Source organism: Lactobacillus sp. wkB10, from assembly GCF_000760615.1.
GTDB classification, from domain to species: domain Bacteria; phylum Bacillota; class Bacilli; order Lactobacillales; family Lactobacillaceae; genus Lactobacillus; species Lactobacillus huangpiensis.
This window is the reverse complement of record NZ_JRJB01000013.1, coordinates 1-25,026: the sequence shown is the minus strand read 5'-3', so window position 1 is coordinate 25,026 and position 25,026 is coordinate 1. Positions and strand designations below refer to the sequence as shown.

Here is a 25,026-nt window from a genome sequence, read left to right as displayed (position 1 = left end):
TTGATTAGAACAGCATTTGCATCTAGTATCGGGCGAATACGCAAGAGTAATCAGGATTCTGTCCAGGTTTTCAAAAATAAAAGGAACGCATTGTTGGCCATAGTTTGTGATGGTATGGGTGGACATCAGGGAGGCGATGTAGCCTCAACTATGGCTGTAAGTCATTTGGGTCATAATTTTGGCGTTACTGACTTTTACGATTCTGACAGCGCACGCAAGTGGCTAAACGTCCAGCTAAGTAATGAAAATGAAACTATATTAAGAACTGCAGATCGCTTTCCAGATCTAAATGGTATGGGTACCACTATTGTCCTGGCTGCTATTTTTAACAACGAAGCTTTAATTGCACATCTCGGGGATTCAAGAGCATATGGTTACTCTGATGGCAAATTTATCCAGTTAGTTGAAGATCATTCCCTTGTTAATGAGTTAGTAAAATTAGGACAAATTACGAAGCAACAGGCTAGAAATCACCCTCAAAAAAATATTATTACTCAATCACTGGGGGTTTCTAGTACAATTGATCCAGAGTTTAAACAAGTAACTTTAAATGATAACGATATTATTTTGCTTTGTACTGATGGGTTAACAAACTCATTAAGTGACCCACAGATTCAGCAAATTCTTGCTACAAAAGATTTATCATTAAAGAATCGGTGTCAAAAATTGATTGATGAAGCTAACCGCTTAGGTGGTGAAGATAATATTACTGCTTGCTTAATTCTAAACGAAGGCGGTGACGGTAAATGATAAATAAGGGCTATTTGTTAGGCGATCGTTACCGTATAATCGACACTTTGGGTGAAGGTGGCATGGCAAATGTTTATCTTGCTGAAGACATAATTTTACAGCGAAAAGTTGCGGTTAAAATTTTGCGACTTGATTTACAAAAAGAACCGCAAACTTTGGCTCGTTTTCAAAGAGAAGCACTTGCAACGAGCGAACTGAGCCATCCTAATATAGTAATGGTTCTTGATGTTGGCACTGATCATGGACTGCCATACATGGTAATGGAATATGTCGATGGGCCGGATTTAAAAGACTATATTAGAGCAAATTCTCCTTTGCAATTAGGAGATATTATCCGCATTATGGACCAAATACTAAGTGCAATGTCCTTGGCTCATAAACATAATGTTATTCACAGAGACCTAAAACCACAAAATATTTTAATGGACAAGCATGGAAATATAAAAATTGCTGATTTTGGCATTGCTGTGGCCTTAAATCAGAATTCTGTTACCCAAACTAACTCTGCGATTGGTTCTGTCCATTACATGTCTCCTGAGCAAACGAGGGGAGGACTCGTCACCAAGCAGTCTGATATTTATTCTTTAGGCATAATTCTATATGAATTAATTACTGGTCATGTTCCATTTAACGGAGATTCAGCTGTTTCAATTGCTTTAAAACACGCACAAGAGCCAATTCCCTCGATACGAAAACAAGATCCAAACATTCCCCAATCTTTAGAAAATGTTGTTTTAAAAGCTACTGCTAAAGATCCACGTGACAGATATGATTCAGCCAAAGAAATGAAAGATGATCTCGACAGTAGTTTAGAGCCAGGTAGGGCTAATGAACCGGTTTTTAAGCCAACTCATGGGAATAATGATGACGAAACCATTATATTACCTAATTTCAAATCTGATCCAAATAGCAATAAATTAGATGAAGAAAGCAGAACACAGAATGATGAATCAGGTGATAAGTCCAAAGTAAATCATTCCAGTTTTACACAAGCTTTGCGTAAACATAAATGGTGGTGGCTTTTTGTTGGAATTGCTGCGGTTTTAATAATTGGATTAATGTTTTTTGTTTTAAACAGCAATAATCATAAAGATGTACGTATTCCAGACGTTACAAATATGAGCGAAAGAAGCGCAAGAAATAGGCTTGAGACGGTAGGCTTGAAAGTAGGCAAAATAAAACACCGGAGTTCTGATAGTATAGATCGTGGTAAAGTAATTGAAACTTCACCTACTGCAGGAGTAGAAATAAAACGAGGCAGATACATTGATCTTTATATATCAGATGGAGCAGGTATGGTAAGAGTACCTGATGTCACAGGAGACGAATATGAAATAGCAGTACATAAGCTCGAAAAATTGGGCTTTGAAATAATACGTGAAAACCAATTTTCTTCTAACGTTCCACCTGATCATGTTATTTCTCAAAGTGTTGCAGCTGATGTGGAGGTAAAGCCAGACCAAACAACCATTACTTTAACTGTGTCAAAGGGAAAGAACCATAGCGCAAAAGATCATATGACTAAATTACCGGATCTAACTAATTATTCATTGAAGGAAGCGCAAGAATTTGCACATAAGCATGGTTTAACTTTGCAAGTCAGTTCTGCGTATTCAAATAAAGTTAAAAAGGGTATGATTATTTCAATGAGTCCGGCAGCTGGTACCAAAGTACCAAGGGGAAGTACAATTTCAGTTAATGTTTCTGAAGGTGCAAAAAAAGAGCGTGATCTAACAGCCATAAAAAATTTCACAGTTAGTTATGAAGATAATGATGAAGATGATTCAGATGACAAGCGGGGGAATCATGTTCAAATTTATGTTTCAGATGATAATCATTCAATTGATAATATTTATCGGGATCTTTACATTAAAAAAGATATGAATTTTTCAATACCATTTGAACTTAAGGATGGTCCTGGTCAGCTGAAAGTAGTGCGTGACGGGCAGACAATTTTGAATGAGAAGGTCAAAAATGATTAAAGAAGATCAGGGAATTGTTACTGGTCTGATTGCCGGCTTTTATGACGTTCAGACGAGCACTGATACAATAAGAACCCGTGCCAGAGGGGTTTTTCGTAAAAATAATTTAAAGCCTACTGTTGGGGATCACGTTAAGATTCGAATTGATGATAAGGGCACAAGTTATTTGGTTGCGGTGTTGCCTCGCCAAAACCTGATTGGTCGTCCTGCTGTAGCCAATGTGACTCAAATTTTACTCGTAATGTCTGCTGTACAACCAGATTTTTCATTACAACTGTTAGATCGCTTTCTGACTTATTTTTCTTGGAAAAACATTGCTGTAAGTATTTTTTTATCGAAAAGTGATTTAGTTGGTATATCGGATCTAGATAAAATTCAAGAAAATTTGAATTATTATCAAGAAGTAGGCTATAAGGTCTATTATAGTAAAAAAGAAGTTGCCGATAATTTACCTAATGACATTGGTTCCGAACAAATATGGACTTTAGCAGGCCAATCTGGTGCGGGCAAATCAACTTTAATCAACTCGCTTAAAAATGGTCTGCACCAAAAAACTGGGATTATTTCAAATTCCTTAAATCGTGGCAAGCACACAACAAGAACGGTAAACCTTTTTCCCTTAGGTAAGGGCTACCTTGCGGATACACCAGGTTTTTCAGCAATTGATTTAACTCCAATTAAAATAAATGAATTATGCAATTATTTTATTGAGTTTAGAAGAGCAAGTAAATTCTGTAAATTTCGTGGTTGCCAACATCTTAATGAACCCAAGTGCAGAGTAAAAGAACTAGTTGAAACAGGCAAAATTAAAAAAAGCCGCTATGATGATTACTTGTTATTGCGCAAAGAAATAGAAAATGGCAAATTACCAGAATATTTGAAGTAAGGAGAATACAGTGATAGCACCATCAATATTAAATATTAATAACTTAAATTTAGAAAAAGACATTCAAATAGCTGTGAATGCAGGCATTAACAGATTTCACATTGATATCATGGATGGGCATTTTGTACCTAATTTATCTTTTGGACCACAACTTGTTTCAGATTTCAAAAAAGCTTTTCCATCTGTTGAGGCTGAAATTCACTTGATGAGTAATAATCCTGATGATTTGGTACCGGCTTTTACTAAGGCCGGTGCTCAAATAATGTTGCTTCATTATGAAGCAATGACTGAAGAAAAACTAAATTACTGGTTAGATTATTTAAATGAAAATCAAGTTAAAGCTGGTGTTGTTCTTAACCCAGATACTCCCGTATCTGTACTTTCCAAATTAATTTCTAAAATAGATCAAATTTTACTAATGACTGTTTTTCCTGGTTTTGGTGGACAAAAATTTATTCCAGATTCTCTTTCTAGAATTAAAGAAGCATCAAATTTAGTAAATGGAAAAGTTCCAATTGAAGTTGATGGAGGAATTAACGGACAAACTGCAAAAAAAGCTAAAGATGCAGGAGCAGAAATTTTTGTAGCTGGATCATACCTCTTTTGTCAAAATAGTGTTGAACAACAAATTGCTGAACTGAAAGGTATATTACAATGAAAGCATGGGCGTTGCTAGGCGCTCCTAAACAGTTATGGCCCAATGATCTTAGAAAACAGCTTTTAGCAGCCCAAAAAAACGGCGATTTAATAATCGGAGTTGATCGTGGGACTTATCTTTTAGAAGAAATGGGTATAAAGGCCGATTTAGCTGAAGGAGATTTTGATTCATTGCAAAAAAATGAATTAGCTGCAATTGAAAAAAATGTTACTGATATCAGGTATTCGCTTCCAGAAAAAGACTTGACAGATGCTGAGATGGTTATTAGATGTGCTTTTATAGATTATCATGCTTCTCATTTAAGCCTTTTTGGAGCAACTGGAGGGCGATTAGATCATTTTCTATCTAATTTATTTATGGTTCTTAAACCTGGATTCAACCAGTTTGCTGAAAGCATCGAACTTATTGACCAACAAAATTCAATCAGATTCTACAATAACGGACAACATTTGATAGAAAAATTACCAACTTATAAATATTTTGGAGTAATACCATTAACAGCTGTTCAAAATTTAAAAATTACGGGAGCTAAATATAATTTAACAGATTTTAGCGGGAATAATCCTGTCTCGTTTAGTTCGAATGAATTTTTACCTAATAAAGATCAATTTGAATTATCATTTAAAAAAGGAACTGTTGCAGTTATTCAATCTAGGGACATTGATCGCTTTCAAAATATCAAATAATAAAAACAGCAGATTCTGAAGCTAACCCCTAAAACTGGACGTTAGTTTTATATCATTTTACTTAAGGCTTGATTCCGATATTGAATCGGAGTTAAGCCTTTTAGTTTGTGCCGAATTCTATCTTCATTGTAATAACTTAGCCATTCTTTCATTGCCTTAACCAATTGTTTCTTAGTATCAAAGTGATGTGTAAAATAATTCATTTCAACTTTCATAATGTGAAAGAAACTTTCCATAGCTGCATTATCATGATATGTAGCTCTTCGTGACATGCTTTGAAATACTTTATGTTTTCGTAAAGCATGTCGATATGGATTAGATTAATATTGAATTCCTTGATCACTATGGATTATCATTCGATAATTTAATAGCTTTTGTCTTGCAGTAAACACTCCCTCTAATCCTTCTAGAACATATCTTGTTAATGGACGATCGGTGATCGTATAACTAATAATTTCACCATTGAATAAGTCCTTAAATGGCGATAAATATACACGATCACGGATAGTCATGTTACCATATCTAAATTCACTAATATCAGTTACGACCTTTTGATATGGTCTATCAGTCTTAAACTTTTGATGGAACCGATTCTTAGCTTTCTTATTTTGTGGACCCTTTGAAGAATCATATTTATCGGCTCTCAGATTATATTTATTAGCTCCTAAATTGTTCTCACGCATTAAGCGTTGGACACGTTTATGATTAATCATTAGGTGATAAGTCATCATCATAATTTTCGATACTTTGAATAGCAGAAAACAGCTTATTTCTTAAATTAATAGCATAGGACAATAAAAACAATTCAATTTTAAAATAAGGATAGTTACTAAGATGACGAAAGAAGGGAAAGAAGACAAGCAAAAAGGCTTATTGCATTATTTGATGATTTATTTATGTAGCAGCTACGCCAATATTGTGCACCTCAAAGCTCGACGGCTGCCTAACCAACCAGATCAAGTACTGTGCCACAAGCAAAGCAATTTTATCTTTCTAGTGATGATGCACCTTGGATTAGAGAAAGGGTTAAATATTACCTAATTGTAAGCTTGTTTTAAATTGCTTTCACTTATTGAAATATTGTCGTAAGGCTGCTGTTAATACTAAAATAGCCGCCACTTATTGTTTATATCACTTGGGGCTTTAAACAGTCAACGCGACAAAGTAGAATTATATTTTAAAACGCGTTATAGTGATCGAGCTTTAACATTACCCAAATCGAGATGTTAAAGAAGGTCAAAACTTATATCTTAGGCAACTGGCAAGCTATTTTAAATACGCAGACTACTACTTATCAGCGGTGAAGGTCATATAAGTGGTAATATAACTAAGTATTTGCTTGAAAAGTAAATAAAAATTATTAAAGAGTAGCAAATTAAGCGTGAAGATCAGCACTTTAAGGTAAAAAATGTAGTATTATGAGCATTTTCAAGCAAACTTTGACGAAGCAGTTAAGACACATTACTGGCATCAAAGAATTATTAATGGCGGTAAAATATTAGAACTATCTGAGCAAATAATTTAAAAAGTGAAACCTGCAACTAGCAGCAGGTAAGGGCTAAAAGTTTATTACACACAAAAAGTTGACGCTAACAATTAACATTAACTGTTATTAATATAAATAATAAAAATGTTATAATCATTGTGTTAAATAAAATTTATTTAGAAGGGATTTAACTATGGAAAAAGAATTCAGTAAGTTGCTCAATATAATTTCTGAGATATCTGGAGAAAATAAAGAAACAATAAAAAAGAGTGATAAGTTAATTGTTGATATGGATTTTGACTCATTAATGATGATTGATTTAATTCAGACAATTGAGTTTGATATGAACTTGTATCAAATAAGAAAGACTATGATAAGAAAAGAGTCAACAGAATGATTTATGATTTTTCTATGTATTTGAGTGATCTAGATGATCAACGTCTTTTCCAAGTATTAAAAAAAAGTAATCAACTTGATTTGATTTGGAAAGAAATTTCTTTAATTAGACAAATTGAAATAAACGAAAAAAAAGAAAATATTCAAGACCTTGTGACAATTGCAAGTAAAGCCATGAAGTTTACTAATTTAAAAAACCAAGAGTCACTGAGCAAAAAATGGGCTAACTATATTTTGTTTCAAGAAACTGATGCTATATTTGTTTATTTATTTTCTCAGACAAAGTGTTTTCTAAAAAATAATTTAATTATTATAAATGAAGAAAAATTAAATGATATTAAGAGAGGAAATACGATAATTTTTAGTCCACATTGGGGAGATTTTTATTCTATACCAATAATATTGGCGAGTTTAAGAATTCAAAATGTTCCATTAGCTAATGGTGATGAAGGGGAGCATATGCGGTCCATTTTAGATGTAATGTTATCGAGCTTAAAAAAGTACATAACAGAAGTTTTAGACACATCTAACCCAGTTAATGCTCTTTTTAAGTTGGATAATTTATTAAAAAATTCAAAAAATATACTTGAATTTCCAGAATATACATTAGGTCCTAAACCCAAGTATCGTACTAAGTATTTAGATAATTTCTTTCCCGTAGCGTACGGATTAGCAGCCTTAGCTAAACGAAATAATTCAAATATACAACCAGTTACTTTTACAAGAATAGATGATTTTCCTCATTATGAATTAAGATTTTATTCCAAGATAAATATAAAAGATATGACAGTAGGACAGATTAATAATAATATTCACAGACTGATAAACAGTATAATAGTTAAGACTCCTGAAAAGTGGTGGTATTGGTATTTGTTTTCCAAAAATAGAATATCAATCAATTAAGTATTATATATTAATTTAATATACAACGGTGATAAAAATGAAAATAAAAAACATAATTAGATGGTTACCTAATTGGCTCGTATTTTCAATAATAATAACAACAATTATTTCATCATTTGATGGAGTAGTTTTGGCACAGGTACTTTCTTCTATAGCAAATTTTAATCATAACTCAACATTTTTAGAAGTAATGTTTTATGCTGTCAAAAGCTTTTCAGCAATGGCTATTGTGTATTTTTCAATGACTTTAAGAAAAATGTTAATAAATTTAGCAATAAAAAAGCTTAATGTAAAGCTCAAAAGTAATTTTATTTATGGGCAAATTAATACTTCAACTTTTAGTAGTGATACTGCGGATAATGTCTCAAAAATATTTAATGATTTTAAATTGGTTGAAACAGATTACTTTAGTCTGATGTTTGAAGTATTTGCGTCTTTGTTAATGGCATTAATCTCTGGAATTTATATTTTAAGTTTAAGCATACCTATTGGAATTTTGTTTATTTTATTTTCTTTATTACCTATGATAACTCCAAAGATTTTTGGTAAAAAATTAACTGCCACTTCTTCAAAGTGGCAGGAAGATAGTAGTAGATTTTTAAGTAAGGTAACTGATTTATTTAATGGAGCCAATACTATCAAAACTTATTTAGCTGAAAAGTATATGTACAATGATACAGATAAGTATTTAAATGAATCCGAAAATTCTTATTTACTTATGAATAACTGGCAAGCTGTTACTTTTTTTGTCGCTTCAATTCTTTCAGTTGTTAGTTATATTTTACCTATTGGTATTGGCTTGCTTTTAGTTATTCAAAGAAAGATATCTTCTGCAGCTTTGATTGGTATTTTTATGGCTAGTGACAGAGTCGTAGGTCCATTAGGAACAGTTTCAGAGTATCTTAGTAAGATAAAAACTACTCAAGAAATTCGAAAATCTTATAGTGAACATATGATTGAATTTAAAGCTCCTAAAAAAATATCGAAAGATATTAAGCCAAAAATTTGTTTTGAAAATGTTTATTTTACGTACTCAAATGGTAAACAGATTATCAATAATTTGAATTTAAATATTACTTTTGGAGAAAAAATTTTGATTACAGGAGCTTCTGGTGTTGGTAAATCGACAATACTTAATTTGATTCAGGGTTCTATTAAACCAAGTAGCGGAAAAATTTATTTGAGGGAAAAGAATAGTAAAATAAACAATATTCTCGAATCTGGTAGGATTGCTTATATAAGACAAAATCCCAACTTATTTAATGATACTTTGCGTTTTAATCTAACTTTAGGCGAGGATTTCTCAACTAAAGATTGTTTATTTGTTCTTGAAAAAGTAGGATTGATTAATGAACTAGGTAACGATGCTTTAAATAGATATTATGGTGAAAGTGGGAAAAACTTATCTGGTGGACAACGGCAGCGAATCGAAATTGCTAGAGCTCTTCTTTTTAATAAAAAAATTATTTTAATTGATGAAGCAACTTCTAGTTTAGATCCAAAAATGTCGGACAAAATAAATAAAATTATTCAAAATTTAGATTGTACAGTGATTGAGGTTGCTCATTATTATGACGATATTGAATTTAAACATGCACATTTTACACACTATGTACTTGAAAATAAAACTTTAAGATTAAATTGTTAAGTACAGTGAAAATCAAAAGTAAAAATATGAAGTATGTCAAGAATTAAGTATAAATTTTTTTGATGATAGTTAACACAAGTTTCACACTTAGGTTATTGATTAGGTTTTGATAGCAGTGTGGTCTTTACCAGTTAAACGGTTCTCTTGCACACTAGTCTCATTATGATTTTTTATATATAAACATTCTAACGTTAGTGATGGAGATGAGGCTAGCTCAATTTTGCCTTTACCACTTTTGTTTTGTGCTAAAGTGGGTTTGAGTTGTAAGCATTTTTTACGCTTTATCCTAATAGTAATTAACGTCGTTATAAAAATTGGCAGCTTCGTTATTTCCTTGCTTAAATCTGTTTGAAAAGTATTGGACACTTAGGGTCCATGTGTTGAAAAAGTGCATTAACAAGGAAGTCAGTTATATGAAATAAGTGATTGTCAAGCTAACTTTTTATTTTAGATCAAAAATTAATAACCAACAAGTTCATGTGTCAGGACACAATAACTGATAAGTAAATATTTGAGAGTATGCATAATTAATAGATTTGGGCTATATTAAATAATTGGACAGCTAGACAATATTGATAAACCCAGAAAAGACAACAAAGGTAAGTATATTTTAAATACGCAAACTATTGCTTATCAGTGCTTTGCTTTTTTGCTTTAAGGATACCGTAAGGCGCTTCGTGTAATGCAAATAGCTGAATCTTTGCAGATACCGGTTTTAACGTTGATTAACACTCCAGGTGCATATCCAGGTGCGGATGCTGAAGCAAGCGGTCAAGGACAAATTTTAGCTAAAAGCATTAGTGAAATGCTGCAATTGAAAATACCTTTGTTAACAGTAATTATTGGCGAAGGAGGTTCAGGTGGTGCATTAGCACTTGCCTGTAGCGATCAAGTTTGGATGCTAGAGCATAGTATGTATACTGTGGTGTCACCTGAGGGTTTTGCTTCTATTATGTGGAGGGATAGCAAGCTTTCAGATGAAGCAGCAAAAATGATGCATATCGAGCCAACTTGGTTGCAAAAACAAGGTATTGTTGAGCGAGTATTGCCAGAAAGTGTACTTTTAAATGATGCATATGAATTGAAAAAGTTAATTGCACAACAATTAAGTTATTTTGACCAAATAACTTTAATTGATTTACTTGCTGCCAGGCATGAACGCTATCGTAGATATTGATAAAATAAAAATGATCTGATATGAATTCAGAAATTAAGCAATGTCATTAGGTTAAGCAATACTTTTTATTTTAAGAACTATAATTTTTGGCTCTTTGTCAAATCTTGTTGATGAAGATAAATAATGAATTAGATGCACTTTAAGCAGTTATGCTTAAAGTGTTTTCTTTTAGAACAACATTTTTTGCTTTTAACATAATCCTGGTAGTCAGATTACTAAAATTACGAGAACCGTAGGCTGTACGCGCAATTTGTTTAATTCTACGATTAGTTCCTTTTACACAACCATTGGAATATTTAGAAGTAGCCGCATTAAGTACCGCTTGGCGATTACGTTTAAACGTTCTAAGGGTAGTTTGCATCTGCCTACCTAAGTCGTCTGAATAGTTAAGTAGTTTAGCCATTTGCTTAGAATTATTTAGATAGTGCGTACATAAAATCTTGCATTAGGTTATAAGTAGATCTTAAATTAGAATTAATTGATAATCCTTTTTCAACGATTTGTCCTTGAATTAAGCGGTCTTTTAAGTGTTGATAATATTTAACTTGTTTAACCTTTAATTTATCATATGACTTGAGATATGATTTTCAATAATATTTAAGCAAAAGATGTAGCAGCGGTCAGTATGCTTGAATTGCCGCATAGTTTGTACGCGCAATTGATTAGAGGAGCGGTTGAGCATCTGTACAATAGGGAAGTGGTCAATAATAACTTGCGTATTAGGAAAAATGAGGCGTAACCATGGCTATATTTTTGTATAAAAAATATCCTGTTAAAGAATACCACAAGGTATCCATCAACAGGATAAAGCATACAACTCTAAAAAGTATATTTTTTTAAATTATTAATTGCTGACTGTTATCACAGTTTTCTTAGTAGAAGTAGTTAGCGTAAAGTATTTATGGAGAAAGTTAAAAAAGAAGAGAGCCTTCTGTTAAAATGTGGTTTATAAAACGTAGCTAAGTATTTTACCGAGTGACAATTAAATGCTAAACTATTAGTGAATGAATTTACTTATTATTCATTTTGATTTTTAAATCAGTAGATTGTTTACTGATTTAGTTGGTTATTGAATCTCACTGTAGAGGTTCTTATTATTGTTTAATTAATTATCTCATTCAGATAATTTATATTGTTTAAATTAAATAGAAAAAGAGAGTCATTTGATTATCAATTAATCAAATGACTTTTTTGTTTTCTTTTTAGGAGGTTATTGCATATGGAAAAATTACTATCTTTGCGCCACATCTGGAAGTTGAAAGTTTCAGATTAATTTTAAGCAAAAAGGTAAAAAAGTATTTTAAAGAATAGGAGAATAAAAATGGGATTATTGATTATTTTAATTATTATCGGAGTAATTTGGTATCATCACCAAGAACAGGAAGATGCTGATGAAAAAACTAATGAATCACCAAAAACTTTTGAGCAATTTCAAGAAGAACAAAAAGAATCAAGCCAAGATAATAGCTTTTACATAAGCGAAATTCCTTATGGTATTAGACGTAAAACTGCAATGGATACTTATTTGCAGTCTGAGCGTAGTAATATTACTAAAGGCTTTGACGTATCAAATAAAAAAGGTGTTTCTAATTCTGAAAATGATTCAGAAGATAAAGAAGTAACCGCTGATGATTTGTTGGTTAATACTTCTACTGGAGAATTAACTACACCTCAAATGGCGTTTAATAAGCCAGAAGATAATTCATCTGAGAGACCATTATCTAATGACTCAATCGTTCCAGTTTTTAATGAAAGTAAAACTGCTTCTTCAAATTTAATTGAGGGTATTTCTACTTCTGATGAGAGTAAAAATGGTCAAAATGAAGAAAAGCATTATAGAGAAAATTGGAGAGAAAATAATTACAAATCAATTGATGATATTTTAAATTCCGGTTCTAAAGAACAAATTAAATAAGTAAAAAGCTGTAAGGAAAAATAATAATTGCGCTCATAAAATTGCGAATTATAAAGTTTTACCAGTAAAAATAGAATCAGATTTTACTGATAATTTACTGGTATAAGTTCAAAAAAAGGCTTAAGCACTTTATAAGTAATACCAAGTAAAATAAATATATTTAATGGTGTTTTTTGATATAGAGGAAATTAAAAATGACAAAGAAAACTATTCAATTAAAAGAAGTAGGGTACATGTGCAAAAATGAATTATTGGATATTTTAAATTCTGAATTAAAAGCAAAGGGTGTTCAGACAGTTGAGCAACTTTTTACATCACTAAAGAAAAATAAAACTTTTGATAGTTCAACATCTAAGAAAGCCTATGTTGAGTTTCTAAGAGATGAACTTGCTCACCAAGTTTTAGACAGGCCTAAGTTAGTTTCGCCTACAGACGTGGGTAATTATATTTCGGCTAAATATAGCGAATTAAAAAAAGAAGAATTTATTCTTCTTTCTTATGATAATAGTAACCGCATTATTTCTGAAGATATAGTTTCAATAGGGACTCTAGATAAGGCAATTGTGGAACCAAGAGATGTGTTTAACGTGGCTTTAGCAAATAATGCGGCTAATATTATTTGTTGTCACAATCATCCATCTGGCCAATTATATCCTTCGGATGCTGATTTTAATATAACTAAAAGATTAAGTAAAGCTGGTAATGTTTTGGGAGTAGGACTCTTAGATCATTTTATTATTGGTAATGGACGTTACCTGTCAATGAAAGAAAACGAATTACTTTAGGTTTTAGAGAAATAAAAATATTATTGTAAATTAAGGAATTATAAAATGAAAAAAGAACTGAATTTAAATGAAGCCACTACACTAGTATTTGATGAGATTGATGATAATGTTTATAGAATATATGTTGACGTGGATAGTAATGACTTTTATAAACAACAGGGAGTACTTATTTTAAAAAAAGGTGAAAAGGTTTGGACGTTTTGGCAAACAGACGGAGATGGCATTGATTATTATGAAAGCTTAGAAAAAACAATAGACCAAATCGCGGCTGAATATCAAGACCAAGTATATGAAGACCCAGACTACTTCAGGGATGAATTTAAAGACGAAGATTAAGTAAATTTTGATTAGATGTAATCCAGTAATATCGACTGGCGCGTCTGCTTGATAAGTATTAACAATCCATCTTGTATATATTTAATAAATGCGTAAGCAGGAGATTAACAATTAATGATTATGGCAGCTAATACTATTAAAGTTAAAGATCCAAAGGATATTCCATTAGATTTACGTATAGATGCATGTTCATACACAATAGTCAAAAGATAGATAAGACAACACAAATTGTCTTGTTTTAATTTTTAGGAGAAAATAAAAAATGATTAAATGGAAAGCATATTTTAATAAGGAAATGTTGAAGCAACTTTCAACAGATTTATCTGAAAATGAAAATCGAGCTATTAATGCTTGCCTAAAAGATTGCAATTCATGGAAAAAATACGGTTTTACAAAACTTTCACGTTTAAATTATGTCCTAGGCAATTACAAAACAGCATGTCCATTAAGTTACGATTACATGAGTAAAAAGTTCGGAGCCACTCATCTGAAAGCAGCAATGATTTATGGTGTTGATCCCGATGATGGAACGTTAGAAAGAATTTTTTCATCTCAACATGATTGCATTGAATTGTATTCTGAAGGAATAAAAAAGTGCTATAAAAGTAAAAAAGATTATTTGAATGCTCTTCAAACTTATTCTCTTATTGATGTTGATGCAGTATTAATAAGTAGTTATTTGACCGCTATCGTGCAAGAAGATAAAGAACTATTAGATAGTTTAGATTATCATTTTGAGGAGGACGTAGTAGTCTTAGAAGAAAAAATATTTAAGTTAGATAATTCAAAATTAGTTGATAACCCTTTGCAATACAAGGAAATAGCTAAGTTAGCTGACAACGAGGAAATTAATAAATGTAGGGAAATATGAAAGATGGTCAAATTAGTATTTTAAGTAAAAAAGCCTTGATCCATATAGGATCAAGGCTTTTTTGTTCGAAACTTATATATAAAAATTTAAAATACATTGTTACCAAATTTATTCAATTCAAAAATGACGCACTGAATAAAATTCAGTGCGTCACCACTTAATACTGTTAATACCAGCCGTTTGCTTCCCAAAAAGCCTTAGCAGTAGTCCATGAACCATATCTGCTAGAAACATACTTATCTGCAGTTCGTTCTTGGTTGGCTGGAGAATAATCACCGTGAAGGTACCCAGGCAGTAATTGGAACTTACCATAAGCACCTGATGAAGCATTTACAGCATTATAATTACCACCAGATTCTCTTGCAGCAATCCAATTCTTAGCAGCTTGTTCACCACCAGAAACAGGTGAATTATAATTAGTTGAACCATTATTTGCTCTTGAACTGTATGCAGGAGTTTGTGAGCCACCATAGTTGTAGCTTTGTTGTTGACTTGATTGAATTGATGAAGCTGCTGGAGCTTGAGATACAGCACTCTGAGCAGATGTTGAAGTAGTTTTGGTGTCTGCATAAGCAGTCTTAACTTTCTTGTTATTCTTAATATTTAACTTTTGGTCAACGTAAATATCTTTACCGCCGTTTTTAAGATGATTGTCTTTAACAATCTTCTTAACAGTAGTGCCATACTTTCTAGAAAGGCCCCAAGTGGTGTCACCAAACTTAACTGTAACTATATCAGCGTGTGCAGTCGAGCTTGCATTTTGCATTCCTAAAGCACCGGCAGTTCCACCTACTAAAAATAAAATAGCTTGTCGTAATGTTAATTTCATCTTCTAATTAAAGTTCCTTTCTTAAATAACTGATTGTAAATAAATCAGTCTCACAATTGACTACGATTTAATCTTAAGCTGAAAGTAAGGAAAGTGGTTAAATACTTAATACAAGGCGATTTATTACAAATTTATTACACAAAAGTAGTCCTAATTGACTCTTAAAAGTTTATTTTTTAAGAAAAATGAGTGTTTGTATTTATAATTGAGAATCCCTGTAAAATCGAATTAAAGATATGATATGAAAGGTTGGCCACTATGAAATCAGAAAATAAAGATTTTGATGATAAAAAAACGCCCAACGAATTTAATCAAGAACATGATAATTTTTATGATGAATTAAATTCAATTTTGCCAAGTGGCTCTAAATATAACCCTCCACAAGAGCAAGAAGATAAATTTCAGCAAGAACAGGATGAAGAAGATGCCCCTGGTATTTTTGACCCGGAAGAAGAATCTGATGATTCAGATGAAGATGATTATGAAACTCGCAGTGATAATACTGTGCATCATCCGGTCTTAAATTTCTTTTGGAAATTTTTTAAATGGTGTTCAATTTTAGCATGTTTGTTAGTTTTATCAGGTGTTGGACTATTTGCCTATTATGCGAGTAAGGCTCCAAACGTTACTCAAGCCCAACTTGCCAGTGGAGGATCCTCCACTTTATATACGACAGATGGGAAAGTCTTATTAACTTTAGGACAAGCAAAAAGATATTATTTAAAATATGACGAAATTCCATCTACCTTAAAAAATGCAATTGTTTCAATTGAAGATAAAAGATTTTGGAATGAGCCTTTAGGGCTTGATCCCATTAGAATTGTAGGATCAACTGTAGCAAACATTAGAGGACATGACATTTCTGCAGGTGGTTCTTCAATTACTCAACAGCTAATTAAATTGTCTGTTTTTAGTACAAATGCTTCAGATAGAACTTTAAAACGTAAGGCACAAGAAGCATGGATAGCAATGCACGTTAGCCGAGAATATTCCAGAGAGCAAATACTTGAATACTATGTGAACAAGGTCTATATGAATTATTCTCTTTATGGAATTGGGACGGCAAGTAGATACTATTATGGAAAAACGCCTGATAAATTAGACTTGGCTCAAACAGCTTTGCTTGCGGGGATGCCTAATTCACCTACTTTCTATGATCCATATGTAAGCCCTGCAAGAGCAAGATATAGAAGAAATCTAGTTTTACAAGCAATGCTGAAAAATGGAAAGATAACTCAATTACAGTATGATCGGGCTTCAACTGAAAATATTCAGTCAGGCTTGATTTATGAACATGATACTCAATCTAAGCTTAGAAAAGTAGATGACCCTTATATCAAAGAAGTAGTAGATGAAGTCAGAGCCAAAGGCTATGATCCATATAATGATAATTTGAAAATCACTGTAAATATTGACCAAAAAGCCCAAGATAAGCTTTATTCGTTGGCAAATGATAATAAAATTCCATTTACTAACGATAAAATGCAAATTGGAGCCACTGTAGTTGACCCGAATAACGGACATGTTGTAGCAATAATTGGTGGCCGTCATTTGCCAAATGTTCAATTAGGATTAGATCGTGCGGTACAAACAGTAAGATCCACTGGTTCTTCCATAAAGCCGGTTTTAGATTATGCACCAGCAATACAGTACAAACATTGGTCAACAGCACGAGTGCTTTCAGATAGTCCTTATGTTTATGAAGGTACTCATATCCAACTTTACGATTGGGATAATAGATATTATGGAAATATGACTATGCGTTATGCACTTGAGCAATCACGTAATGTCCCAGCCGTTAGAACTCTAGAGAGCGTTGGTTTGCTAAAAGCTTCTAAATTCGCTAAAAAAATGGGAGTAAATGCAGATCCAGCACAAGGATTATCAGTTGCTATTGGTGCAAATGCTTCTTCTTTGCAAATGGCAGGGGCTTATAGTGCATTTGCAGACAATGGCCTATATCATAAGCCACAATTTGTTTCTAAAATTGAAACTGCCACAGGAGATGTTAAAAATTATGATGGACCTGGGATTCATGTAATGGACAAATCAACGGCTTATATGATTACTGATATGCTAAAAGGTGTAATTACACATGGATCAGGTACTAAAGCTATAATTGGTGATTTAATCCAAGCAGGTAAGACTGGTACAGTAAAATACTCTGATGGAGAACTTAAAAAGCATCCCTCGTATAAGGGAACACCAAAAGATTCATGGTTTGTTGGTTACACTCGTAGCTATGTCATGTCAGTATGGACAGGCTATGATAATTTGAATAATGGTAAAATTTCCGGTAGTGGTGAAGATTCAGCAGCGTTGTATTATAAAGCAATGATGTCTTATTTAATGGAAGATAAGGCAAATATTGATTGGGTAAAGCCAAGCACAGTTTTAGTACGAAGATATAATACTGGAAATGAATTATTTCAAGAGGGACATGCACCTGCAATATCATCTGTAAGTCGTAAAAGACTTAATCGTATTCCAAGATACGTCATAAGAAAGTATCAGAGAACACCAGACTATACTTTCAATCAAAGGACTAATCAGCAAAACAATAATCAGAACAATACCCAAAATGTTCAGCAAAACAATCAAAGATCAAATATACAGCAACAACAAAATAATTCACCAGTTAAATATTACTATTACAGCAGCAGATAAATTGGGTAGAAAACGCATTGTATAGAAGTAGAAAAACCTTATTTTTAGGTTACTATAATAAGCTAATGTATTTTTAAAAGATTTGCTTTAAAAGTAAAAATGTTCAATAGGAGATAATTCCTATTGAACATTTTTTATTATTTTATTTTGTCTAGTTGAATTCTTTGCTTTTCTACTTCAGTCTGTTGAATATATTGATCTGTAGCAGAGATACCTGTATGTCCTAGTTGAGTTGCTACAGTCATAACATCTTTACTTTCATCGTAAAGTTCAGTGCCTAATGAGTGACGCAATTTATGGGGTGTTGTTCTATTTCCATCAGGAAAGGCAGTAGAATATTTGCTAACAAAGCATTCTACTGTATTCGTTGCAATACGCTTGGCTTTGCCGGCATATTTAGTTAAGAATAATGCTTGTTCTTTTTTTTCAGGGTTATAGCGCTGCTTTCTTATAGTTAAATAATCTTTAATATAGGGCATTGCCCAATCAGCAATTAATGGTGCATCTTTTTTATTTCCTTTTCGTATAACGATTATGCTTCGCTGAGTCACGTTTAAATCTTTTAAATTTAAATGCACAAGCTCTGATACTCTAATACCTGATCCTAACAATAAAGCTATAACGGCTACATCTCTTTCTTTGTTAAATAAAAAAGAAGAACGCTTTCTATTGCTTAATTCTTTTTCATAATCGTTTTTGATATAGCTTAACCACTCATGTTTTTTGCTTCCAGTGTAAAGCATAGGAGAAAATTTAGCATTACGATAAGAAATAGATTCACGTGATCCTTTTACCAAAGGGATTTTAAGCATTACATTTCGATAAAAGTAAGGCTCTCCATTTTTTAAATCCGCAGTAACAGTAAGGTAATGAAATAATGATCTAAGTGCATTGATTGTTCTATTAATTGTTTTTTTGCTGTCTCTTGTAGATTGTTTATTTTGCTTTACACTTAATTCTTTTAAGAACATTTGAATTTGAGCAGATTGAAGATGCTCTAAAGTAGATAATTGAATATCCTTATTGTTCTTTGCATTACTAATGTACCCCTTACTTGGATTTTCTACATCAGCAGGTGTAATTCTAAGCCAATCAAAGAATCGTCTGTATTCAGTTAAATATTGGTAAACAGTAGTCAAAGAAAGATTAGGTTGTTGTGAATAATAAAACACATAAATTGGTAAATTTTGTAATTCCTTATCAATTAATTTTGAATATTGTTTTGCATCCAAGTAGTTTCATCTCCAAATCTTTATATGTCTATTATAAATGATAATAAAGATGCTATAAAGGAAGTATAATACCATTTTAATTATTAAAGGTAGCAAACTTTGTTAGTTCATATTCTTTATCGTAGAGGTTCTTAAAACAATTACGACTTAAAAATGGGCATTATGTTATGACACATGGTTTTAATAAAAAAGACAAAAAACACCAATCAAAGAAATAAGTAAGGCAAAGAAAAGAAGATTGAATTTGAAAAGAGGTAAAAATTTATGAATATGCACGTGAACGTAGTATGCGTGATCCTGAATTTGCCAAAGAAGTTAGTCAAAATAATATAAATTTTGAAATTGCTGTTCAGGTAAGGAATTTACGAAGTAATCTTGGCTTAAGCCAAAGAGAATTTGCAAAACTAATAGATAAGCCACAATCAACAATTGTACGGATAAAGAGTGGTTCAATGAATACTTCCACAAAGTTATTGAGTAAAATTGCCCAAGCAACTAAGCAAAAGGTAAGGATAGGATAGAATTCATACCGTCTTAATATCAGCAAGTCTAAATACGTAAAAAAGAGAGCTTTAAGCTCTCTTTTTGTTTCGACTACCTAATAGTTTTTAAAAACAAATTAAGCCTGCTGTTAGATAAATTCAAATGGTAAATGACTGATAACAGGTAAGGTGTATGTTCCAGGACGCCAACGATTAATTAAATTGCGGTAAAGCTCTAATGATATTTCGTTTGACTAAAGCTGGTTTGAAAAATTTTTCTTAGGTAAGTATTGTGCTAAGTTATAAAGTTCTTGACAACTTCTCTTAGGTTGAATGATGGCTCTATTCAATGGATGCACGTAAACATCCCTCTAACTGCTTTTTAGTATTCTAGGATTAATGAAGTGGCTAGTGACTAAAAGACGCTAACTAATTTATTTGTTGTTTACACGTGTAATACGTGTTACAATTAAAAACGTAAGGAGGTAAGTATACATGCCACTTACAGGAAAGGAGATGCTCAAGCTATTACTCGAAAATGGCTGGATTGAACGTCGAGTTGCTGGCTCACATCATCATTTATATAAAGATGGTGTAAGAATAACGGTACCTATTCATGGCAATCAAGATCTTGGTAATGGCCTTGAGCGTAAAATTCTTAAGGAAGCAGGGCTTAAAAAGCCCTGAAATTTTACGCAAAGTTGATAATTTAATCACTTTGCGTTTTTCAAAGGAGAATGCTTTATGAGTAAAAAAACTAAGCTTTATTTAGTTTATCCTGCAATTTTTACACCAGAAACTAATGGCGGTTATTTAATCGAATTTCCTGACATTCAAGGTGCTTTTACTGGAATCAATACTGATAATATTTCTTATGGAATTGAGATGGCTGAGGAAGCACTAGGATTAACTTTGGCGGACTATATTGAAAGTGGTGACTCAATTAACTCTCCTTCAAAAATAGATAAGCTGAAAGTCCCGGATGGTTCTTTTGCAACTTTGATTAGAGCAAATGTATCAAAGTACTTAGACAACGATAAGTTGGTAAAAAAGACTTTAACCATTCCCCAGTGGGCTGATCGTAAAGCGAAAAAATTAAAATTGAATTTTTCATCTTTATTGACTAATGCAATTTTGCAAGAAAAATAATATTTATGTTTGGTTAATAGTCCTTGGAAGGTTATACCAATTTTTATAAAAGATTATGATCCTTATAACTTAAAAGATATTGTACTTTTTCGGAAAAAGGTTTCTACAGATTAAATATACAGAAGTAAGTTTATACCTTGCTTCTGTTTTTTGTTATGCTGAGAGAGCGATTCTAAGGCCTAGTTCATCTTTTTTGACTATTAATTTAATAAACTTAGCCGTATATTTTGTTTTGATTAAACATCTTCAAATTTAAACTATGTAGAAAAAGATACTTTTTCTACATAGTATGCTAAAAGGTGCATTCTTACTGATAGTAAAATTTTGAGCTATTTAACTATGTAGAATAAATAAATATAATAGAATTATTCTACTTAATACGTTAAAATAACCATATAGCAAGGCTTTAAAAGATAACATAAAGTAAGGAACAAAAAATGCCGAGAAAACATAAAGTTACACGACCAATTACGGACTCAATTATGCTAAAAAAGTTTTTAGACAAATTAAAAAGCGAAGGAGAAATGGGAGAAAGGAACTATGCCATTTTTCAGACAGGTAAAGTTACGTGCTTAAGAGTAAGTGATGTTTTGGCTTTAAAAAAAGATCAAGTTTTCGATAAGAGGGGCAGAGTAAAAAAAGAAGTCTTTACCAAAGATAAGAAAACAAAAAAGCAGAACAGACTATATCTCACTCCAGTAAGAGATGTATTGGAAGACTACTATGAGTGGTTGCAAGACTATGAAAAAAAGCATCCCTATAAAAAATTAGCATCTAGTGAATGGTTATTTCCAAGTTCAAGATACTTAGGTGAAAATAAGCCGATTGCAGAGAACACTTATTATCGTATCTGTCACAAAATTGGACTTAAATTAGGTGTTGATTGGATTGGTTCACATACTATGAGAAAGACTGGAGCATTCATTATTTACGAACAGACAGGACATAATATTGGTTTCGTATCTCACTTGTTGAATCATAGTAGCGAAGCAATGACTTTCAGATACTTAGGTTTTGAAGAAGAACGTAAGGAAGCATTACTAGATCAAATTAACTTTAATAGAGTTTAATTTTCTAAATTTATAAAGGCTCTTTTCATTCAAAAAAGGGCTTTTTTCTTTTGCTATTTTTAAGCATTCTGTGTCATTGTTAATTAAATTAACTGAACTTGGTCTTAAAATCGCCTTCTCAGCATCGAAAAAATTATGCTTTTAAAGATAAATATTTAATAATTCTTGGATGTTTAACTTTCGTTTTGGGCAAATAAATTTTTGTACAATTGAAAGTGAATCAGAAATTAATTATAGATCAGATGGAGAACAACATGAAAATTAACGAAATTAAAAACATGGTAGAAAAATTAGATGATATAACTTGTTACTCAGGATTAATCACAGTATATTATAAAGACCAAGCTGTATCCAATTTTACTTGTGGTAATTCTATGCAGGGACAATCAGATTTGATTTTTAACTTGCTACTACAATCTCAATTTAAAAAAGATTACCTATTTGAGAGAATAACTAGTGGCATTAAAGATATTTGCTATCGAAAAAATCCTGTAGAGAAAATTAATGAAGATTTTGATTATATTCAGCTTACTGATACTTTTACTCACATCGGTAAATATATGAATATTTCTAAAATTGAATCAATTGAAAAGGAACTTGAGGATTTAAATCTTAGTCTTAAGACTCTAAAAAAGAATGATGAAATTCTTGATTATACTTTATTTGTAAATTATGACAATAATACTATGTATTACGAATCATCATTCAATAATATATCTGAATATGCTAATTTAGTCTTTAGCTTTTGTTGTACTTATAATTTGGATCCTATTAAATATTTGGAAGCTATTGAAAAAAAAGCAAGAACGTTGCGGACACATTTATTATTTAGGAGTGCAGATTGGCGAAGCCAAACTAATTCCTTATTATTAAGATTATCTACTTTTGGCACTTATGATTGTGATAGGTCTCTAAGTGAACACAAAGTGGAACAAGACGTGATAGATGTTGCACAATACATTCAGAATGAGTCATATGATTGGCATTGCCTTTTCGTGGGTACTAGACACACCAATTTCTTATCTCTAACTTATTCAAATTATGATGATACTTTTAAAGGTCTCAAATCATTAAATCAAGCAATTTATACTAAATATCCAGAACAGTTACCTGGTGCAATTAAGTTCTATAATAAGTTCTTTGAAAATGTTAAAGGTGAAGAACTTAATTATTTCTTTTATCCAAGCCAAAAATGGGATGCCTTCTCCAATACAGTCTATTTAACAAAAAAAAATACAGTTAAAGAAAAAAAAGTTCTACCTATTGATAGTCTTATTCAAGAAAAGATCAATTATTCTAACATTCGTTGCGTATTTGCAGAAGCTGCTAATGGCCCTGCTCGGTTAGTTAGAGTAAGCACTGATGAAAAGCGCTCTGTTTCAAATTATTTCATACAATTACTTGGAACTTTATTAAGTGTATATCCCGATCATATTGATGATATTTCTAATTGGTCAGAGGTTTTAAAAGACCAATTTGGAAATCCTGATAGTTTTAATATGTAGGAAAATCTTGGAATATTATCAAGTACGATATAATATTTCAAGATAATCTAGGGTTACTATTGGATAAAAATTTTGTATAATAATCATGTGAATAAATTTTATTTTTATTCATTTAATTTTGCTTGATTTTTTGATTTATCATTAAGCGTTGGTGTTGAATTTCATTGTTGAAATTCGTCTATTGTTTATCACTATCGTAAGATATTTTTATTGTTTATCGCTAACTAAAATTAAGGTTTTAAGTATGTACTTAAAGCCTTTTTTGCGTTGAGTTAAATAAGAAAATTGAATACTACAAGTGAGGATCAGCATAACTGATCTTTTTTAGTATGGAGGTTTTATTATGATAAGACTTTAAAAAAGTTGTTTTAGATTAGATGATTGGATAAAATCAATATTTATTGTATTTTTTTGATTTTATCTTTCAATCAAATTATTGTTGTTTTAGAAGAATTAGTAATTATTTTATTATATTTGTTTATGATCAATTCACAAGATCAAAATTTTTTCGCTCAAAGAAAAAGTCCAGTTTAAATAACTGGGCTTTTTTATTTGATAAATATTAAAAATATTATAATACATCACCTGTTTTTAGTTTTTTTAAAATTTTTACATTTTATTCTAGCTAAAAAGCAAATGCTAAATTGTGACTAATTAGAAAGGAAAAACAGATGGAAGAAAAGACTTTAAATACGGCTATTATGGAATATAAAGAAATAAAGGAAAAGCTTCAAAGAATTCCTTTGAAGAAAGATTTATCTACTAGTTCTCAAACCATTATTATCAAAAAATATGGCTTATATCGTTACTTTTTACAGTCAATGGATGACTACAAGGTAGGTGTAATCAAACACTGTGATCGTGGAATTTCAACCATACAACTGATTTCAGAAATTCAAGACTTATATCATAGACTAGGTTATCCTCCTAAAGAAAATCAATATGAACATTCACGTACTGCAGCCAGAAGATTAGGTGGATCATGGAGGGCTGCCTTAAAAAGCTGTCACATAAATGCTACTTTTGTTGGAAATTCAATTATTAGCAAACAAGAGGTCATTTATAAAGGCAGAAAAGAAATTGAGAAGTATCATCGTATGCCAACTTGGAAAGAAATGTATAAAGATCATTTCCCAGCTAATCAAATAATGAAGTACTGGAAAGGTATTGATGATTTTGCTAAAGAATTTGATCTGCAGACGGAACGTGAAAATCGAAAAAAAAAGGTCGAAAAAGATATTATCTTAGCTGCTCAAAAATTAATCAAAGAACGTAAAACAATAAGCTTTAAAAATGTTGTTGCTGCATCCAATGATAAAAGCCTAACTATTTCACGTATTAATAATTTTTTGATCAACCAAAGTAATCAAAAGGTTATTAATCGTCCATCATTAACTGAATTTTTAGATAAAAAAGGCATAAAAATTGATTCAACTAAATCTCATCAAATAGTAATTGCTGGCAAAAAATATTCTAGTTGGTTAGAAGCCGAACAGAAAACAGGCATAAAAATTGGTACATTGCAAAATGAAGTGCAACTAAAAAGTTAGACATTTTAATATTACGCAAGACTCAATGCACGATTTCGATATTTGATCGGGGTCGTGTATTTT

Annotated in this window: 25 protein-coding genes and 1 pseudogene; 21 read left to right on the top strand and 5 right to left on the bottom strand. The window is 31.5% G+C overall.

Translation table 11 applies throughout. From position 1 onward, the window contains the following. From LACWKB10_RS08700 to LACWKB10_RS08680, 5 genes are read left to right on the top strand one after another with little or no spacing between them, the layout of a single operon-like run. Positions 1–750, top strand: a complete 750-nt coding sequence (locus LACWKB10_RS08700) for a Stp1/IreP family PP2C-type Ser/Thr phosphatase (RefSeq protein ID WP_034981301.1) — start codon at positions 1–3, stop codon at positions 748–750. After that, a complete protein-coding gene (gene pknB, locus LACWKB10_RS08695) occupies positions 747–2,732 on the top strand; it encodes a Stk1 family PASTA domain-containing Ser/Thr kinase (RefSeq protein WP_034981299.1) in 1,986 nt (661 codons plus the stop codon). The genes LACWKB10_RS08700 and pknB overlap by 4 nt, the downstream gene beginning before the upstream one ends. Then, positions 2,728–3,618: a ribosome small subunit-dependent GTPase A gene (gene rsgA, locus LACWKB10_RS08690; RefSeq protein ID WP_081945383.1), complete on the top strand. Its 891-nt coding sequence runs from the start codon at positions 2,728–2,730 to the stop codon at positions 3,616–3,618. Before pknB ends, rsgA begins: the two co-directional genes overlap by 5 nt. Positions 3,619–3,628: 10 nt before the next feature. Then, entirely contained in the window at positions 3,629–4,276 is a 648-nt protein-coding gene (gene rpe, locus LACWKB10_RS08685) for a ribulose-phosphate 3-epimerase (RefSeq protein WP_034981294.1), read from the top strand. Continuing rightward, complete coding sequence (locus LACWKB10_RS08680) at positions 4,273–4,962, top strand: thiamine diphosphokinase (RefSeq protein ID WP_034981292.1); 690 nt, start codon at positions 4,273–4,275, stop codon at positions 4,960–4,962. The genes rpe and LACWKB10_RS08680 overlap by 4 nt, the downstream gene beginning before the upstream one ends. Before the next feature lie 47 nt (positions 4,963–5,009). Here LACWKB10_RS08680 and LACWKB10_RS10060 read toward each other — a convergent pair whose 3' ends face one another. Together LACWKB10_RS10060 and LACWKB10_RS10055 are read right to left on the bottom strand one after the other, a co-directional pair. After that, positions 5,010–5,234, bottom strand: coding sequence for an IS3 family transposase (locus LACWKB10_RS10060; protein WP_081945382.1), 225 nt, complete (start codon positions 5,232–5,234; stop codon positions 5,010–5,012). A gap of 48 nt (positions 5,235–5,282) precedes the next feature. Further along, the gene (locus tag LACWKB10_RS10055) at positions 5,283–5,675 is read right to left on the bottom strand and encodes a DDE-type integrase/transposase/recombinase (protein ID WP_152560586.1); all 393 of its coding nucleotides are present in this window, start codon (positions 5,673–5,675) and stop codon (positions 5,283–5,285) included. Between the two features lie 121 nt (positions 5,676–5,796). Here LACWKB10_RS10055 and LACWKB10_RS10145 point away from each other — a divergent pair, with 121 nt between their 5' ends. The 5 genes and pseudogenes from LACWKB10_RS10145 to LACWKB10_RS08655 form a co-directional block, all read left to right on the top strand. After that, positions 5,797–6,003, top strand: coding sequence for a hypothetical protein (locus tag LACWKB10_RS10145; RefSeq protein ID WP_038524448.1), 207 nt, complete (start codon positions 5,797–5,799; stop codon positions 6,001–6,003). A 638-nt stretch (positions 6,004–6,641) separates the two neighbouring features. Continuing rightward, complete coding sequence (locus LACWKB10_RS08670; RefSeq protein WP_034981290.1) at positions 6,642–6,845, top strand: phosphopantetheine-binding protein; 204 nt, start codon at positions 6,642–6,644, stop codon at positions 6,843–6,845. Further along, the gene (locus LACWKB10_RS08665; RefSeq protein WP_034981289.1) at positions 6,842–7,747 is read left to right on the top strand and encodes a hypothetical protein; all 906 of its coding nucleotides are present in this window, start codon (positions 6,842–6,844) and stop codon (positions 7,745–7,747) included. The genes LACWKB10_RS08670 and LACWKB10_RS08665 overlap by 4 nt, the downstream gene beginning before the upstream one ends. A gap of 37 nt (positions 7,748–7,784) precedes the next feature. Next, complete coding sequence (locus tag LACWKB10_RS08660; RefSeq protein ID WP_081945380.1) at positions 7,785–9,395, top strand: ABC transporter ATP-binding protein; 1,611 nt, start codon at positions 7,785–7,787, stop codon at positions 9,393–9,395. A 679-nt stretch (positions 9,396–10,074) separates the two neighbouring features. Further along, positions 10,075–10,572 (top strand): annotated as a pseudogene (locus tag LACWKB10_RS08655) (carboxyl transferase domain-containing protein); the annotation flags it as partial. Between the two features lie 139 nt (positions 10,573–10,711). Here LACWKB10_RS08655 and LACWKB10_RS09930 read toward each other — a convergent pair. Continuing rightward, positions 10,712–10,933, bottom strand: a complete 222-nt coding sequence (locus LACWKB10_RS09930) for a transposase (RefSeq protein ID WP_052060374.1) — start codon at positions 10,931–10,933, stop codon at positions 10,712–10,714. A 960-nt stretch (positions 10,934–11,893) separates the two neighbouring features. Here LACWKB10_RS09930 and LACWKB10_RS08645 point away from each other — a divergent pair. The 4 genes from LACWKB10_RS08645 to LACWKB10_RS08630 all read left to right on the top strand — a co-directional run bounded on the left by LACWKB10_RS08645 (position 11,894) and on the right by LACWKB10_RS08630 (position 14,479). Beyond that, entirely contained in the window at positions 11,894–12,487 is a 594-nt protein-coding gene (locus tag LACWKB10_RS08645) for a hypothetical protein (protein WP_034981285.1), read from the top strand. A 194-nt stretch (positions 12,488–12,681) separates the two neighbouring features. Next, positions 12,682–13,272, top strand: coding sequence for a RadC family protein (locus tag LACWKB10_RS08640; RefSeq protein WP_052060373.1), 591 nt, complete (start codon positions 12,682–12,684; stop codon positions 13,270–13,272). Positions 13,273–13,317: 45 nt separating this feature from the next. Continuing rightward, positions 13,318–13,608 (top strand): hypothetical protein, encoded by a 291-nt coding sequence (locus LACWKB10_RS08635; RefSeq protein ID WP_034981283.1) that lies wholly within the window; start codon positions 13,318–13,320, stop codon positions 13,606–13,608. A 262-nt stretch (positions 13,609–13,870) separates the two neighbouring features. Beyond that, the gene (locus LACWKB10_RS08630; RefSeq protein WP_034981282.1) at positions 13,871–14,479 is read left to right on the top strand and encodes a hypothetical protein; all 609 of its coding nucleotides are present in this window, start codon (positions 13,871–13,873) and stop codon (positions 14,477–14,479) included. 166 nt (positions 14,480–14,645) lie between these two features. On the opposite strand, the gene LACWKB10_RS08625 is transcribed toward LACWKB10_RS08630, so the two are convergent. Beyond that, positions 14,646–15,308, bottom strand: coding sequence for a LysM peptidoglycan-binding domain-containing protein (locus tag LACWKB10_RS08625; protein ID WP_034981281.1), 663 nt, complete (start codon positions 15,306–15,308; stop codon positions 14,646–14,648). A 258-nt stretch (positions 15,309–15,566) separates the two neighbouring features. Between LACWKB10_RS08625 and LACWKB10_RS08620 the strand changes: the two genes are divergently transcribed. Next, positions 15,567–17,975: a transglycosylase domain-containing protein gene (locus LACWKB10_RS08620; protein WP_034981280.1), complete on the top strand. Its 2,409-nt coding sequence runs from the start codon at positions 15,567–15,569 to the stop codon at positions 17,973–17,975. A 137-nt stretch (positions 17,976–18,112) separates the two neighbouring features. Here LACWKB10_RS08620 and xerS read toward each other — a convergent pair whose 3' ends face one another. Next, positions 18,113–19,207 carry a tyrosine recombinase XerS gene (gene xerS / locus LACWKB10_RS08615; protein ID WP_034981279.1) on the bottom strand — a complete coding sequence of 365 codons (1,095 nt, stop codon included), beginning with the start codon at positions 19,205–19,207 and terminating at the stop codon, positions 18,113–18,115. A 287-nt stretch (positions 19,208–19,494) separates the two neighbouring features. On the opposite strand from xerS, the gene LACWKB10_RS08610 reads away from it, so the two are divergent. The 6 genes from LACWKB10_RS08610 (at position 19,495) to LACWKB10_RS08585 (ending at position 24,963) form a co-directional block, all read left to right on the top strand. Further along, positions 19,495–19,728, top strand: a complete 234-nt coding sequence (locus tag LACWKB10_RS08610; RefSeq protein WP_052060372.1) for a helix-turn-helix transcriptional regulator — start codon at positions 19,495–19,497, stop codon at positions 19,726–19,728. Between the two features lie 456 nt (positions 19,729–20,184). Next, positions 20,185–20,376, top strand: a complete 192-nt coding sequence (locus tag LACWKB10_RS08605) for a type II toxin-antitoxin system HicA family toxin (RefSeq protein ID WP_034981274.1) — start codon at positions 20,185–20,187, stop codon at positions 20,374–20,376. Positions 20,377–20,433: 57 nt separating this feature from the next. Next, complete coding sequence (locus tag LACWKB10_RS08600) at positions 20,434–20,838, top strand: type II toxin-antitoxin system HicB family antitoxin (protein ID WP_034981271.1); 405 nt, start codon at positions 20,434–20,436, stop codon at positions 20,836–20,838. Between the two features lie 437 nt (positions 20,839–21,275). Then, entirely contained in the window at positions 21,276–21,908 is a 633-nt protein-coding gene (locus LACWKB10_RS08595) for a tyrosine-type recombinase/integrase (protein ID WP_034981268.1), read from the top strand. Positions 21,909–22,162: 254 nt separating this feature from the next. After that, positions 22,163–23,413, top strand: coding sequence for a hypothetical protein (locus tag LACWKB10_RS08590; RefSeq protein WP_034981266.1), 1,251 nt, complete (start codon positions 22,163–22,165; stop codon positions 23,411–23,413). A gap of 671 nt (positions 23,414–24,084) precedes the next feature. After that, positions 24,085–24,963: a homing endonuclease associated repeat-containing protein gene (locus tag LACWKB10_RS08585; protein ID WP_034981263.1), complete on the top strand. Its 879-nt coding sequence runs from the start codon at positions 24,085–24,087 to the stop codon at positions 24,961–24,963. Positions 24,964–25,026 lie beyond the last annotated feature (63 nt).

Bases quoted from the DNA above. Each gene is read 5' to 3' on its own strand.
- LACWKB10_RS10055 (WP_152560586.1), bottom strand. From the start codon at position 5,675: ATGATTAATCATAAACGTGTCCAACGCTTAATGCGTGAGAACAATTTA.
- LACWKB10_RS08605 (WP_034981274.1), top strand. From the start codon at position 20,185: ATGCCACTTACAGGAAAGGAGATGCTCAAGCTATTACTCGAAAATGGC.
- LACWKB10_RS08590 (WP_034981266.1), top strand. From the start codon at position 22,163: ATGAAAATTAACGAAATTAAAAACATGGTAGAAAAATTAGATGATATA.
- LACWKB10_RS08630 (WP_034981282.1), top strand. From the start codon at position 13,871: ATGATTAAATGGAAAGCATATTTTAATAAGGAAATGTTGAAGCAACTT.
- LACWKB10_RS08585 (WP_034981263.1), top strand. From the start codon at position 24,085: ATGGAAGAAAAGACTTTAAATACGGCTATTATGGAATATAAAGAAATA.
- LACWKB10_RS08670 (WP_034981290.1), top strand. From the start codon at position 6,642: ATGGAAAAAGAATTCAGTAAGTTGCTCAATATAATTTCTGAGATATCT.
- LACWKB10_RS08610 (WP_052060372.1), top strand. From the start codon at position 19,495: ATGCGTGATCCTGAATTTGCCAAAGAAGTTAGTCAAAATAATATAAAT.
- LACWKB10_RS08665 (WP_034981289.1), top strand. From the start codon at position 6,842: ATGATTTATGATTTTTCTATGTATTTGAGTGATCTAGATGATCAACGT.
- LACWKB10_RS09930 (WP_052060374.1), bottom strand. From the start codon at position 10,933: ATGCAAACTACCCTTAGAACGTTTAAACGTAATCGCCAAGCGGTACTT.
- LACWKB10_RS08640 (WP_052060373.1), top strand. From the start codon at position 12,682: ATGACAAAGAAAACTATTCAATTAAAAGAAGTAGGGTACATGTGCAAA.
- LACWKB10_RS08660 (WP_081945380.1), top strand. From the start codon at position 7,785: ATGAAAATAAAAAACATAATTAGATGGTTACCTAATTGGCTCGTATTT.
- LACWKB10_RS08645 (WP_034981285.1), top strand. From the start codon at position 11,894: ATGGGATTATTGATTATTTTAATTATTATCGGAGTAATTTGGTATCAT.
- LACWKB10_RS10060 (WP_081945382.1), bottom strand. From the start codon at position 5,234: ATGTCACGAAGAGCTACATATCATGATAATGCAGCTATGGAAAGTTTC.
- LACWKB10_RS08625 (WP_034981281.1), bottom strand. From the start codon at position 15,308: ATGAAATTAACATTACGACAAGCTATTTTATTTTTAGTAGGTGGAACT.
- LACWKB10_RS10145 (WP_038524448.1), top strand. From the start codon at position 5,797: ATGACGAAAGAAGGGAAAGAAGACAAGCAAAAAGGCTTATTGCATTAT.
- LACWKB10_RS08595 (WP_034981268.1), top strand. From the start codon at position 21,276: ATGCCGAGAAAACATAAAGTTACACGACCAATTACGGACTCAATTATG.
- LACWKB10_RS08620 (WP_034981280.1), top strand. From the start codon at position 15,567: ATGAAATCAGAAAATAAAGATTTTGATGATAAAAAAACGCCCAACGAA.
- pknB (WP_034981299.1), top strand. From the start codon at position 747: ATGATAAATAAGGGCTATTTGTTAGGCGATCGTTACCGTATAATCGAC.
- LACWKB10_RS08635 (WP_034981283.1), top strand. From the start codon at position 13,318: ATGAAAAAAGAACTGAATTTAAATGAAGCCACTACACTAGTATTTGAT.
- LACWKB10_RS08680 (WP_034981292.1), top strand. From the start codon at position 4,273: ATGAAAGCATGGGCGTTGCTAGGCGCTCCTAAACAGTTATGGCCCAAT.
- LACWKB10_RS08600 (WP_034981271.1), top strand. From the start codon at position 20,434: ATGAGTAAAAAAACTAAGCTTTATTTAGTTTATCCTGCAATTTTTACA.